This is a genomic window from Simplicispira sp., assembly GCF_028687295.1.
Taxonomy (GTDB): domain Bacteria; phylum Pseudomonadota; class Gammaproteobacteria; order Burkholderiales; family Burkholderiaceae_C; genus Simplicispira; species Simplicispira metamorpha.
The window spans coordinates 19,068-32,408 of sequence record NZ_JAQUAL010000020.1 but is presented as its reverse complement, the minus strand read 5'-3'; the positions used below and the strand labels follow the sequence as shown (position 1 = coordinate 32,408).

At 67.7% G+C, this 13,341-nt stretch carries 9 protein-coding genes; 4 read left to right on the top strand and 5 right to left on the bottom strand.

The genetic code is table 11. The features are described 5' to 3' along the window. Nucleotides 1–197: hypothetical protein (locus PHX69_RS04215; RefSeq protein ID WP_288042509.1), on the top strand; the 197-nt coding region annotated here is incomplete at its 5' end. Further along, the gene (locus PHX69_RS04210) at nt 175–651 is read left to right on the top strand and encodes an Lrp/AsnC family transcriptional regulator (protein WP_119013959.1); all 477 of its coding nucleotides are present in this window, start codon (nt 175–177) and stop codon (nt 649–651) included. The genes PHX69_RS04215 and PHX69_RS04210, both read left to right, overlap by 23 nt. Nucleotides 652–767: 116 nt before the next feature. On the opposite strand, the gene mltA is transcribed toward PHX69_RS04210, so the two are convergent. Then, complete coding sequence (gene mltA / locus PHX69_RS04205; protein ID WP_288042507.1) at nt 768–1,916, bottom strand: murein transglycosylase A; 1,149 nt, start codon at nt 1,914–1,916, stop codon at nt 768–770. Nucleotides 1,917–2,061: 145 nt separating this feature from the next. Between mltA and PHX69_RS04200 the strand changes: the two genes are divergently transcribed. Next, a complete protein-coding gene (locus PHX69_RS04200; protein WP_288042511.1) occupies nt 2,062–2,709 on the top strand; it encodes a YiaD family glycine zipper/OmpA-like lipoprotein in 648 nt (215 codons plus the stop codon). Between the two features lie 22 nt (nt 2,710–2,731). Here the strand turns inward: PHX69_RS04200 and PHX69_RS04195 are convergent, their stop codons facing one another. Genes PHX69_RS04195 through PHX69_RS04180 form a run of 4 tightly spaced genes read right to left on the bottom strand, consistent with a single transcriptional unit; the run spans nt 2,732 to nt 10,433 of the window. Further along, complete coding sequence (locus tag PHX69_RS04195; RefSeq protein WP_119013957.1) at nt 2,732–3,361, bottom strand: response regulator transcription factor; 630 nt, start codon at nt 3,359–3,361, stop codon at nt 2,732–2,734. Nucleotides 3,362–3,364: 3 nt separating this feature from the next. Continuing rightward, on the bottom strand, nt 3,365–5,422 hold the full coding sequence (locus PHX69_RS04190) for a two-component system sensor histidine kinase NtrB (RefSeq protein WP_241524978.1): 2,058 nt from the start codon (nt 5,420–5,422) through the stop codon (nt 3,365–3,367). Beyond that, nucleotides 5,419–6,234 carry a carbon-nitrogen hydrolase family protein gene (locus PHX69_RS04185; RefSeq protein ID WP_288042505.1) on the bottom strand — a complete coding sequence of 272 codons (816 nt, stop codon included), beginning with the start codon at nt 6,232–6,234 and terminating at the stop codon, nt 5,419–5,421. Before PHX69_RS04185 ends, PHX69_RS04190 begins: the two co-directional genes overlap by 4 nt. Beyond that, entirely contained in the window at nt 6,231–10,433 is a 4,203-nt protein-coding gene (locus PHX69_RS04180; RefSeq protein WP_288042504.1) for a YhdP family protein, read from the bottom strand. The genes PHX69_RS04185 and PHX69_RS04180 overlap by 4 nt, the downstream gene beginning before the upstream one ends. A gap of 101 nt (nt 10,434–10,534) precedes the next feature. On the opposite strand from PHX69_RS04180, the gene glnE reads away from it, so the two are divergent. Further along, a complete protein-coding gene (gene glnE, locus PHX69_RS04175; protein WP_288042502.1) occupies nt 10,535–13,276 on the top strand; it encodes a bifunctional [glutamate--ammonia ligase]-adenylyl-L-tyrosine phosphorylase/[glutamate--ammonia-ligase] adenylyltransferase in 2,742 nt (913 codons plus the stop codon). Nucleotides 13,277–13,341 lie beyond the last annotated feature (65 nt).

Here is a 13,341-nt window from a genome sequence, read left to right as displayed (position 1 = left end):
GCGTTCATGGCGGTTTCCTGTGGGGGGCGCAACGCAGCGTCGGCCTTGTGGGCACTGGCTGGGCAGCGGATGGGTTGGAGGGCAAGTTTATGCACAGTGCCGCGCTATGTGCTTTCGTTTTTGTGCCACGTTTACCCTTGTTTCAGAAAGGATCTTTCCTGAAACAATCCACCCATGAACAATTTGGACAAATTTGACATCGCCATCCTCAGCGAACTGCAAACCGATGCACGCCTGACCAACGCCGAACTGGCCCAGCGCGTGGGCCTGTCGGCGGCGCCCTGCTGGCGGCGCGTGCGGGCGCTGGAGGAGGCGGGCTACATCCTGGGCTACCGCGCCGAGATCGATCGCCACAAAATCGGCCTCGGGGTGCTGGCCTTTGTGCGCCTGGACGCCGAGCGCAGCACGGGCGGCCTGACGCGCGCCATGGAGGAGGCCATCCGCCAGATTCCGGAGGTGGTGTCGTGCCACTACATCAGCGGCACCGGCACGTTCGAGCTGCAAGTGGTGGCCCGCGATCTGGACAGCTTCTCGCAATTTGCGCGCGAGGTGCTGCTGAACCTGCCCAATGTGAAGGACATGCACACCAGTTTTTCACTGGGCGAGGTCAAGGCGGGCGGCGCGCTGCCGCTGGCGCACCTGGTGCGCTGAATGCGCGCCCGCTGCCAGCAGCGCCACCACCTTGAACAAGCTACTATTTTGATAGCTGCTAGCGCTTATCCTGCGGGCTTTAGAAGCCGATTTTGCTTAAATTTTAGACACTACCCTCAGCGCGGCCACAGCGCCCACAGGCGCAGCCCCTGCTTGAGGCGCCCGGCAATATCACCCGCATCCTGACCCCAGCCGGTGAAGTAATCCGCGCGCACGGCACCGATGATGGCGCTGCCGGTGTCCTGCGCCAGCACCAGGCGCTGAATCTGGCCGGTGGGGCCGCTGGAGGCCATCCACACCGGCGTGCCATACGGAATGCTCTGGCGGTCTACGGCAATCGAGCGCCCGGGTGTCAGCGCCACACCCTGGGCGCCGCGCGGGCCAAATTCGGCGTCCAGGCCCTCCAGCGGCTCTTCCTTGAAGAACACGTAGCGCGGGTTGCTCCAGAGCATCTCGGGCACGCGCTGGGGGTTTTGCGCAATCCAGGCTTTGATGCCCGGCCAGGTAGCGTCGCGCACCAGGTTTTGGTCGAGCAGCCAGCGGCCCACGCTGCGGTAGGGGTGGTCGTTGGTGGCAGAAAACGCCACACGCACCATGCGCGTGCTGCCGTCGGGCTCGGTGATGCGCAGCCTTCCTGAGCCCTGGATGTGCAGCACCAGCGCATCAATCGGATCAGCCAGCCAGGCAATGGCGCGCCCTTGCAGCGCGGCCTGCGCTTCGGGCAGGGTGTCAATTTGCTGGCGCGAATACCAGGGCTTGCGCGATGCCAGACCGGCAGGCGCGCGGTACAGCGGCACGGTGTAGCCGTTGCCGGGCTGGCGCATGGCGACCAGTTCGGGCTCGTAGTAGCCGGTGAGCAGGCCATCGGGGCTGCCGTTGGTGGCCTCAATGCGGTAGGGCTGCAGGCGTTCGAACAAAAAGGCGCGCTGCTCCTGGGGCGTGCCGATGCTCAGGCGGCGCACCTGCGGGCACAGCGCCACGAAGGCCGGCGGGGGGCGCTCGCAACTGCGCACCCAGGCATTCCAAGCCTCGTGCAACGCATCGCTGTCCAGGCCAGGCAGTTCTTGCCAGGCGACGGGCACCCAGCGGCTGCCAGGCTGTGCCATGGGAGCCCCACCTGCCACGGCAGGCGCAGGCGGGGAGACAGAAGGTGCCACGCGGGCGGGAACGCCGGGCGACGGCGGGGCAGGCGCTCGCGTGGAGCAGGCCGCCAGCGCCGCAGCCACCAGGGCTGCGGCAGCAAGGCGCAGGAGTGCGGTTTTCATGGTGCCGATTTTGCTTGAAGCGGCGACAAGCCAGCGCCGATAGCTTTCGTCCTACAGCCATACAGCCTGGGTGCTGTTACGGTGTCCCGTATAGGGCGCTGCATCATCGCCCCGCATTTCACCTTCAAGGAACACATCCATGCACATGCGCAAACACCTCATTCTGGGCACTGCCCTCACCGCCTTGTTCATCAGCGGCTGCGCCAACATGAGCGACACCCAGCGGCGCACCGCCACCGGTGCGGGCGTGGGTGCGCTGGCCGGTGCCGTCATCAGCTCGGCCACGGGCGGCAGCGCGGGCACGGGCGCCGTCATTGGCGCGGGCGTGGGTGCTTTGGGCACCTATGTCTGGTCGCAAAACATGGAGCGCCAAAAACGCGAGATGGAGCAGGCCACCCAGGGCACGGGCGTATCGGTGTCGCAAACCCAGGACAACCAGCTCAAACTGGACATCCCCAGCGACATCTCCTTTGACGTGGGCCGCTCCGACATCAAGGGCAACTTTGCCCCGGTGCTCGATCGCTTTGCCGCCAGCCTGCGCGCCAACCAGAGCACCGACGTGCGCATCGTCGGCCACACCGACAACACCGGCAGCGATGCCATCAACAACCCGCTGTCGGTGGACCGTGCCAACAGCACACGCAATTACCTGACGGCCCGCGGCGTCAGCGGCGCACGCATCCAGACCGAGGGCCAGGGCTCTTACCAACCCATTGCCAGCAACAACACCGCCGAGGGCCGCTCGCGCAACCGCCGCGTGGAAATTTTTGTCGGCGAACGCCCCCGCAACTGAGCCTGCGCCCGCGCGGGCGGCCTCAATGGCTGTCGCGCAGCAGGTTGGCCAGTTCCACCGCTGACTTGACCTGCATCTTGTCGAACACCCGTGCGCGGTGAACTTCGACGGTGCGCACGCTGATGTCGAGTTGGTCGGCAATGAGCTTGTTGGGCAGCCCCTCAACCACGCACTGCATGACGGCGCGCTCACGGTCGGTGAGGTCATCCAGGCGCTGGCGCAGGTCGTCGCGCTGACTCAGGTGCGCCAGGCGCGCAGCAGACTGCGCCAGCGCCTGCTCGATGCGATCGACCAGGGCGTTGTCGGAAAAAGGCTTTTCGCAAAAATCAAAAGCGCCGCGCTTGACGGTGTCCACCGCCGTGGGCACATCGGCATGGCCGGTGAGAAAAATCACCGGCATGGCCGCGACAGCGCCACGCGCCAGCAGCGCATCGAACAAGGCCAGGCCGCTGGTGCCGGGCATGCGCACATCCAGCAGCAGGCAGCAAGGCTGGCGCTGCGGCGAGCGTGAGGCCAGGGCCGCCTCAAAGGCCTCGGCGCTGTCAAAAGACTCGCTGGGCAGGCGGCGCGTGCGCAGCAGCCACGCCAGCGCCTCGCGCACGCTGGCGTCGTCATCGACGATATAGATGGTGGCGTTGGCAACAGGCTCCATGGTTCAAACAGTCTTGGGGGTATCTTGCTCCGGCACCACCGCCGGCAGGGTAAAGGTGAACACCGTACCACGGGGCTGGTGGGGTGCAAATCCCAAAAAACCGCCATGCTGCTCCACCACGGTGCGGCACAGGCTCAGACCCAGGCCCATGCCCTCAGGGCGGGTGGTGAAAAATGGGGTAAAGAGCTGGCGCGCAATCTCCTCGGTCAGGCCACAGCCCACATCAGCCACAGAAAACTCCAGCCAGCCGCTGCGTGCGTTGGAGGCGGCCCGGCGCACCCGCACTTCCAGCACGCGCGGCGCGATGCCGGGCTCGTCCATGGCCTGCATGGCGTTGCGCGTGAGGTTGAGCAACACCTGCTCCACCATGGTGCGGTCACACAGTAACAGGGGCAGGCCCGCCTCCACATGCACCCGCACACGCACATCGAGTTTGCGTGCTTGCAGCATCACCAGCGGCAGCACGGCGTCCAGCAACTCCTGCGCGGCCACGGTTTCACGCGACTGGTCGCGGCGGCGCACAAAATCGTGCACGCTTTTGATGACGCGGCCCGCCCGCTCGGCCTGCATGGCAATGCGCTGCATGGCAGTGCGCATGTCGTGCAAATCGGCCTGCAGGCTGGCGCCCTGGTGCTCCTGGGCAGCGTCCAGCAGGTTCAAAGAACCGGTGGCGTAGCTAGAGATGGCGGCCAGCGGCTGGTTGAGCTCGTGACTGAGCAGCGAGGCCATCTCGCCCACCGTGGCCAGCCGCGCCGTGGCTTGCAGGCGCTCTTGCGAGGCGCGCGAGATCTCTTCCACCCGCTTTTGCTCACTGATGTCCAGAAACGCGCTCATCCAGCCGGTGTGCTGGCCCACGGCGTTGATCAGCGGCGCCTCAATGATGAGCACCGGAAAGCGCGTGCCGTCCTTGCGCATGAACACCGATTCAAAGCCTTCGCGGGGCGGCATGTGGCCGGCAAAGCGCACGGCCTGGCGCTGCTGGTACTCTTCCACCAGTTCCGGCGGCCAATAGGGCGCAGACGTGCTTTGCCCCAGCAGCTCGTGGGCCTCAAAACCGACCATTTCGCAAAATGCCGGGTTGACGTAGGTGATGCGCCCTTGCAGGTCACGGGCGCGCAGGCCGGTGATGAGCGAGTCCTCCATGGCTTTGCGAAACGCCAGCGCGTCGCCCAGATCGCTTTCAGCACGCAAGCGGCGGCGGTTGTCGCGCACCAGCACCACCAACACCGTAACCAGGGCAATCGACATGGCCGTGACCAGCGCGGTCAGCACGTTCGGGAACAGGCTGGGGGCACTGTGCCAGCTGTCCATGCGCAGGACAATGGTGTTGCCCGGCAAATCCAGCAGCTGCTGTGCGGTGAACATGCGGCTGCCCCGGCGCACCGCACCCAGCATGGCCAAGCGGGTGCCGTCGGCCTCGGTGAACGACACCTCCTGGCGCCGTGTCAGGCTGTGGCCCACCAGTTCGACCAACATGCTCTGCAACCCGTAGGTAGCGACCAGATACCCCTCTTCGTGCCCGGTGGAAATCAGGGGCAGGCACAGCTCCACCATCTCCGATCCCAGCCCATCGCCGTGGGGCTGGAAGTAACTGCTGGAATACGCAGGCCCGTTGAGGCGGCGCGCATTGGCACAGGCCAGTGCCGTATCGGAATGGGTGCCATCGCGCACGCCCTCCGTCCACTGCACCGCCGAAAAAGGCGACTCGGCATGGGCGCGCGGGCGCAGCGCACTATCGCGCCACTCAAGGCGCACCAGTTCGCGGTGCTCACGCAGCAATGCCTGCGCCAAACCCTCCCAGGCCAGCGGTTCGATGGCGCCAGTTTGCAGGGCTTGCAGGTTTTGCAGGTTGCGGGCCAAAGCGGTGCGGATGTCGGACACGGCATCGGCCGCATCGCGCTCCAGCTGCGCCTGTACCACGCTGGCCTCATAGCGGCCAGCCAGCCACACCAGGGTGACGAGCATGGCCGCCACCAGGGCTACCAGCAGCGTCCACAAAGACCAGCGGCGCCAGGCGCCTTGCCAGTAGCGCCAGAGCCAGTGCAGGGCCAGCAGCCTCACAGGACGCGGTGCTCCAGCGCAGGCAGCTGGGTGCGCACTTGCTGCAGGCGCTGGGCCTGTAGTTCGCCCAGCACCACGCCAGCGCCCTGCGCCCGCTGCGCCAGCACCTCGCCCCAGGGGTCAATCAGCATGCTGTGGCCCCAGGTGTGGCGACCGTTCTCGTGCACGCCGCCTTGTGCCGGGGCCAGTACGTAGGCCTGGTTTTCGATGGCGCGGGCACGCAACAGCAGCTCCCAGTGCGCCTGACCAGTGGTGAAAGTGAAGGCACTGGGCACCAGCAACAGATCGGCCCCGGCGCGGGCGTGGGCCCGAAACAGCTCAGGAAAGCGCAGGTCATAGCACACGCTCAGGCCCACACGCCACGGCTGGCCGTTGCGGGCCACCAGGGTGAAGACCACTGGCTCGGTGCCGGGCTCGATGCGGGCGCCCTCGTCGTAGCGCTCATGCCCGTTATCAAAGCGAAACAGGTGGATCTTGTCGTAGCGCGCCACGCACTGCCCGCCGGGGTTGTACACCAGCGTGGTGTTGCGCACCCGCTGCGCATCGGCGCAGGCCAGGGGCAGCGTGCCGCCCACCACCCACAAGCCCAGTTGCCGCGCTGCCTCGGCCAGAAAGCTTTGTACCGTCCCTTGTCCGGGGAATTCGGCCCAGGCCAGCTTGTCGGTATCGCGCCAGCCCATGGCGCCAAAGTATTCGGGCAGCACGGCCAGTTCGGCACCGGCGCCCGCCGCCTGCTCCAGCAGGTGGCGGGCGGTGGCCAGGTTGTCGGCCAACGCAGTGCTGGAGACCATTTGCAAAGCGGCTATTTTCATGGGGCATCTCCGGTGACAGGGGGCAGCGTGGTGGCGGGGGCGCTGGCGGGCATGGCGGGCACAGCAGCGGGCGGACTGGCCGCACCACCTGCCGTGCGCTGCGCGCGGCGCAGCGGCACCACGCGCGGCTCGGCCCAGGTGCCATCGATGCGGAACTCCTGTGTGGCCGCCGCAATCAGCGGGCCGCGCAAAAACACCTGCGCCAAAAAACTGCCCAACCCCACCACCGGGTTGATGGCCGTGGCCACCAAAGAGGCGGTCATGGCGTTGATTTCAGGCACCACCACCACGTGCAAGTCCTGGGTTTCGTGGTCAATGTCCGCGCGCCCCTCCATCAGCACGGCGGCGTTCACGCCCTTCATTTGCAGGTTGTTGGTGATGGCCACACCCTGCTCTATGCGCACGTCACCGCGCACAAAATCAAAGGCGAAACCGTCGCTGAATACGTCCCGGAAATCCAGATTCAGACGCCGGGGCAGCGACTGCAGGCTCAGCACACTGAGCAGCTTGGCCAGCCCCGGATCGGCCTTGAGGAACTGGCCCGTCTCTACCTGCAAGTTGATCTGTCCCGACATGGAGGGGTAGTCCGGCGACAACGGCGCACCGCGCCAGGCCACCTGCCCCTGCAATCGTCCCTGGCCCCGGCGCACCACATCGGCCATGCCAAAACGCTGCAACAACTCGCCTGCATCGCGGATGTCGAGCTTGAAGTTCAGCACCGTGCGGCGCAGTGGCCCCGTGCGCGGGCCAGGTGCCTCGCCTGCGCCCAGCAGCGCCCAGTTGCCGTTGGCGGTGAAGGTGGCTTCAGGGGTGCTCAGATTGAGCTTGTGCAGGCGCCATTCGCGCTGCACGCCTTCGCCGCCGCGGTTGGTGGCGGCTATCTCCACGCGCCCGAGTTTGTGCCCGCGCAGCTCAAAGTCTTCGACCACGATGTCCAGGGCAGGCAGCTGGCGCGGTTGCTCGTCCAGCAAGGCTTCGACTTGCGTGGAAGCACTTTGCGGCACGCTCAAGCGCGAGAGCCGGGCAAACAGGCGCCCGGCGGGGCTCTCCGTGCCACCGGCCGGGCGGTATTCAACGTAGCCGCTGAGTTGTGCAGCATCCAGGTTGGCGCGCCAGACACCGCCCTCGCGCGAGCCACCGGCCACCACGTTATGCAAAGTACGCCCCTGCACCGTCAGTTCACGGGCACGCACGGCCAGCACCGTGGGCAGGTAATCCGAGGCGCCCTGGGCGGCGGATTCCTGCTCGGTCTGCTCAAGCTGGGCGGACGGCACCGCAGGCGCTGGCGTAGCAACCGCCGCCACCCCGGACAGCAGCAATGGCTCCCAGGCGTCCACATCCAGCAAGGCCAGCTGGATGTTGGCCGCCACCCCGCGCGCGGGCAAGGCCATCGCCTCGTCCGGGGCCAGGCCCACGGCGATGGCGCCGCGCAGCACCTGCGGCGCAGGCCCACTCAGGTCACGCACATACTGCACCTGGCCCAACGTGCCCCATTGCAATGTGAACTGTTCGTGCAGCGGTGCAGGCGCGCTGGTGCCGGGCTCTGGCGTCGCCACCGATTCGCGGGTCAGGCGACTCTCCAGGCGCAGCGGCACACTGCTGTCGGCGGTTTTGGCCAACGGCGCAGGCAGGGCCAGCGCCATACCCTGCAAGCTGCTGTGGATTTGCAACTCGGGCACGCCCCGGCGCAAGGTCAGTGCCAGGGTATAGGGCGTGCTGCCGCTGGCATGCTGCGCCAGGCGCGAGAGCAAACCCAGCTCCCGCGCTTGCTGCAAGCCCTGTGCCGAGGCCACGCCCTGGGCGCGCAACTGCAAGGCCGATTCGGTGGGCGCAGCGCCCGCAGGCAGTGCGCGCATGCCGCCTTCAAAGCGCACTTCGCCGCCCAGCGCACTGGCCTGCACGCCCTGCAAAGCAAAGCCGGTGTGCGTGAACTGCACCGTGCCGCGCGCACGCGCCAACACCGGGGTATCGGGGGTCATGCGCACCTCGTTGCCCGCCAGCACCACGCTGCCTTGCACCTTGGTGTTGTGAATATCGCTGATGGGCAAACTCAGGTTCAGCTGCAAATCGGCGTTGCCACTGCCACTGGCCTGGGCCAGCGCCTGCCCGGTCATGGCGTCCAGCGGCGAGTTGCGCATGAACGCCAGCAGCTCAGGCAGCGGCCCGCGCGCCTGCGCACTGACGGCCACCACGGTGTGGGACAGGTCGGGGATGTGCGCCTGCACCTTGGCCAGGCGCGTGTTGCGTATGCCCGCAAAGGTGCCGCTGGCGTCACGCACCTGCATGGAAGAGCGCTCAAACACCAGCTCACCAGCCAGTTGGGTCAGCGCGGGCCAGGGCAGCTCGCCCGCGCTTTGCAGGCCGGGGGGCACGTAGGCGTAGGTCACATCCTTGACGCGGGCGGCAATCCGGAACTCGCCCAGTTTGGGGTTGTTGAACGGCATGTCGTGCAGGTCGCCCTTGACGCGAAAGTCCGCGCTGGTGGCCACGCCCGCCACCACGGCGTCGCGCACATAGTGGCGGGCATCCTGGGGAATGGACAATGGCAGGTAGCGGTGTACCCGCGTGCCATCGGCGCGGCTGAGGGTGCCGCTCAAGTCCAGCACACCCGGAAAGCGCGAACGGCTGGCCGATCGCGCAGGATCGCTGGTGTGCCAGGTGGCGCGCAGCTGGCCCTGGGCATCGGCGTTAGCAAAGTGCGTTTCGCCCACCTGCACGGCAATGCGCTCGCCAGCCAGTTGCCAGCGCACCTCGCTGCGCAGCTGTGCCAGTGGCAGCCAGGGATCTTCAAATACGCCGGGCAGCACCAGGGCGCCATCGGTCATGCCCACCGTGGCCTTGCCTGCGGCCTGGGTCATTTCCAGCTCCACGTTGGCGCCGCGCAGGCCCAATGCCCCGCTGGTGCCCACAGGTGCTGCGCTGGCCAGTGCCAGGCCCGTGACGCGGGCGCGCACCTGGTAACTGCGTGGAGCATCCCAGGGCCCTTGCCAGTGAGCCTGCACGGTGTCCACCAGTCCTTCCGGGGTGTAGGTGCGCAATGCTTCATGGGTGGCCTCGCCCAGAGGCAGGCGCTGGGCCACGCGCGCCAGCGCGGCCAGATCCAGCCGGTCGGCCTGGAATTCGCCCTGCGCCGATGCTTTGCCGCCGGGGTTGGTGTAGCGCACGCGCAGGTTGCCGCCCGGCCAGTGCAGGCCGTCGTCGCCCACCCATTGCAGGCCCTGCGTGTACAGCTCAAAGCCCCCTGCCAGCCGCCGCGCGCCCAGGCGCCCCTGCACCGAGGGCAGCCGCAAAGGCTCCAGCTGCGGCGCCAGCGTGGCATTGACGTTGGCCAGCGCCACATCGGCGACGGCGCCCACCCACTGGCCGCGCTCCAGGCTCAACCAGGCACGCAATGCGCCCCGGCCCTGTGCCAGCGCCACGCCCAGGTCGGCGTGCAGGTGCAGGCGGGACACATCCACCCGCGCAAAATTGGCAAACAGCTGCCCGCTCCACTGCTGCCAGCGGCCACTGTGCGTGGACAGCAGCGGCTGGCGAAACAGCCCGGTGATGTGAAAACGATCGCCCCACTGGGGCGGCGGCGTGGCGTCCAGCCGCAGTTGATGGCGCCAGGCGCCGTTGCGCAGCAGCACATCGACCTGGCTCAGCGCCAGCGGGGCAGCAGCGCGCTGCTCGTCCGTCCAGCGCACCGTGCCACCGCGCACCACCACCTCGGGTTGCGAAAAAAGCCAATCGACGGCGCGGCTGTCATCGCTGGCACCACCGGGCAAGGGCAGTCCGGCGATGAACACCTGGCCCGTGCGGTCACGGCGAATATCCAGCTCGGGGCGCTCGATGTAGAGCTGCTCAAACCCGAAGCGCCACAGCGAGCGCGGCGACAGCGCCAGCACCACGCGCTGCAAGCGCAGCGCTTCGCGCCCTTGGGCATCCAGCAGCGCCACCTCGCCCAGTTCAATGGAAGGAATCAGCCCCTGCGTGTGCGCTGAGAGGGTGCCAATGCGCACGGGTACCCCCAGCGCGCGTTCGGCCTGCGCTTGCAGCTGCACGCGGTATTCGCCGATTCGCGGCACAATCGCGCCGTGCAGAGCCCCCCAGGCCACCGCCAGCACCAGGGCAGCGGCCAGCAGCAGCCCCAAAGACCACCGCGCAAGCCACGCCAGCCACCGAAGCAGGCGTGGAGGGTGCGAAACAGGGTCAGTCATGGCAGGCGTGGAGGTGGCCAGAATTATGACCCGCAGCCACCGCGCGGATTCCGTGCAACCCAGCGTCGTTTTACATGCGGCTTTGCCCTGCCGCCCAGGCCATGCAGACAGTTTTGACTGACCCCACCGATGCCGCCCCCGGGCCGGCAGCCCACTCCCGTTTTTTCCAGCGCCTGCACCGGCGCTACGGCCCGCAGCTGGCGCTGCTGCCTGCCGGAGCGCCTGTGCGCGCCACCATGGAGCAGGCCCTGGCCGCACTGCTGGCCAGTGGCAACAGCACCGCCACCGCCCTGCGCACACTGCGCCAGCTGGTGATGGAGCGCCTGATGCGCCTGGACTGCGAGACCCGCGCGCCCCTCGAAGTCGTCACCCGCGCCATGACCGAGCTGGCCGAGCTGGCCCTGGACCGCGCCTGCCAGCAAGCCCGCCAGGAACTGGACGAACGCCACGGCACGCCCTGCGGCCCTGACGGCCAGCCAGTGCAGTTCTGGATCATCGGCATGGGCAAACTGGGCGCACGCGAGCTCAACGTCTCCAGCGACATCGACCTGATCTACGTCTATGAGCACGACGGTGACACCGCAGGCACCGCCGACGGGCGCGGTCGCATCTCCAACCACGAGTACTTTGGCCGCGCCGTCAAAATCATCTACAGCCTGATTGGCGACACCACCGAACACGGACTGGTGTTCCGCGTCGATCTGGCACTGCGTCCGCACGGCAACTCGGGGCCACCGGCGGTGTCGCTGGCGGCGCTGGAAGAGTATTTGCAGATCCAGGGCCGCGAATGGGAACGCTTTGCCTGGCTCAAGAGCCGCGTGGTGGCGCCCTTCGATTGCATCGCCAGCCCCCAGGTGCAGGCCCTGCGCGCCGTGGTGCTGCCGTTTGTGTTCCGCCGCTACCTGGACTACAACGTGTTCGACGCCCTGCGCGCCCTGCACCGCCAGATCCGCGACCATGCCGCCCGGCGCAGCGCGGGCCACCCAGAGCGCGCCAACGACGTCAAACTCTCACGCGGGGGCATCCGCGAGCTTGAATTCACCGTGCAACTGCTGCAAGTGGTGCGCGGCGGCCAGTTCCCTGAACTGCGCAGGCGCCCCACCCTGCAAGCCCTGGAGCGCCTCGTGCAAGCGGGCCTGATGCCCGCGCCCACCGCCGAGGCCCTGGCCCAGGCCTACCTGTTCTTGCGCCAGGTCGAGCACCGCATCCAATACCTGGACGACCAGCAAACCCACGTCCTGCCCACCCGCGACGACGACCTGGCCTGGATTGCCCAGACCATGGGGCATGCCGACTGTTGCAGTTTTTTGCACGCCCTGGACGCCCACCGCGAACTGGTGGCGCAAGAATTTGACACCCTGCTGGGCGGCAACGACAAAAAACAATGCAACGGCGGCGGCTGCGGCGGCCCCAACGCCAACGCGGCGCCTCCGCCCGAACTTGAAGCCCTGCTGGAGCAATTGCCCGAGCCCCTGCGCGAGCGCGTTGGAGAGTGGCGCACCCACGCCCGCGTGGGCGCCCTGCGCGAGGAAGCCCGCACGCGGCTGTTCCGGCTGGTGCAGCGCACCGCCCAGTGGCTGCGCGAAGGCCGCGCCAGCGCCACTGCCACCGTGCGCCTGGTGGACTGGCTCGAATCCCTGCTGCGCCGCGAAAGCTACCTGGCCCTGCTGCTGGAGCGCCCCGCCGTCCACGAGCAGCTGCTGCACCTGCTGGGCGCGGCGCGCTGGCCCGCGCGCTATTTGCTGCAACACCCCGGCGTCATCGACGAACTGGCGGGCAGCAGCCTGCTGCAAGAGCGCTTTGTGGCTGCCGACTTCGAGCGCGACCTCTCGCTGCGCCTGGCCTCGCTGCGATCGACCCAGGAAGACGACGACGAAGCCCTGCTCAACCTGCTGCGCCGCGCCCACCACGCTGAAACCTTCCGCACCCTGGCGCGCGACGTGGGCGGCCGCCTGACGGTAGAGCAAGTGGCCGATGACTTGAGCGCGCTGGCCGACAGCGTGCTGCGCATCACCGCCCAGTGGTGCTGGGAGCGCCTGAAAAACCGCCACCGCGAGCAACCCGAGTTCGCCATCATTGGCTACGGCAAGCTCGGCGGCAAAGAACTGGGCTACGGCAGCGACCTGGACATCGTGTTCGTGTTCGATGACGACGACGAGCGCGCCCCCGAGGTCTATGCCGCCTTTGTGCGCAAGCTCATCAACTGGCTCACCGTCAAGACCGGCGAGGGCGATCTGTTCGAGATTGACACCGCGCTGCGCCCCAACGGCAACTCGGGCCTGCTGGTCACCAGCTTCAAGTCGTATGCCGACTACCAGCAGCAGCGCGGCAGCAACACCGCCTGGACATGGGAACACCAGGCCATGACGCGCGCGCGCTTTGTGCTGGGCACCGAGGCCCTGCGCACGCGCTTTGACGCGGTGCGCGCCGCCGTCATCAGCGCCCCGCGTGATGCCCAGGCGCTGCGCGGCGAAATCACCACCATGCGCGCACGCGTGCTGGGTGCGCACCCTGCGCCCCCGGGCCAGTTCGACATCAAGTACAGCGAAGGCGGCATGGTGGACGCCGAATTTGCCATGCAGTACCTGGTGCTGTCGCACTCGGGCACGCACCCGCAGCTGCTGGACAACGTGGGCAACATCGCCCTGCTGCAACGCGCCGAAGCCGCTGGCCTGCTGCCCGCTGGCGTGGGCCAGGCCGCCGCAGCCGCCTACCGCGAGCTGCGCCGTGTGCAGCACCGGGCGCGCCTGGACGAGGCGCCCACCCAGGTCATGCCCCCGGCATTGCAAGCCGAACGCGCCGCCGTGCAGGCGCTGTGGCTGGCGGTGTTTGGCACCCCCTGACATCCGCCCGCCGCCCCATCACATCAAAAAGCATAGCTGCTCGCGCTTATCCCGCAAGGCCTGGG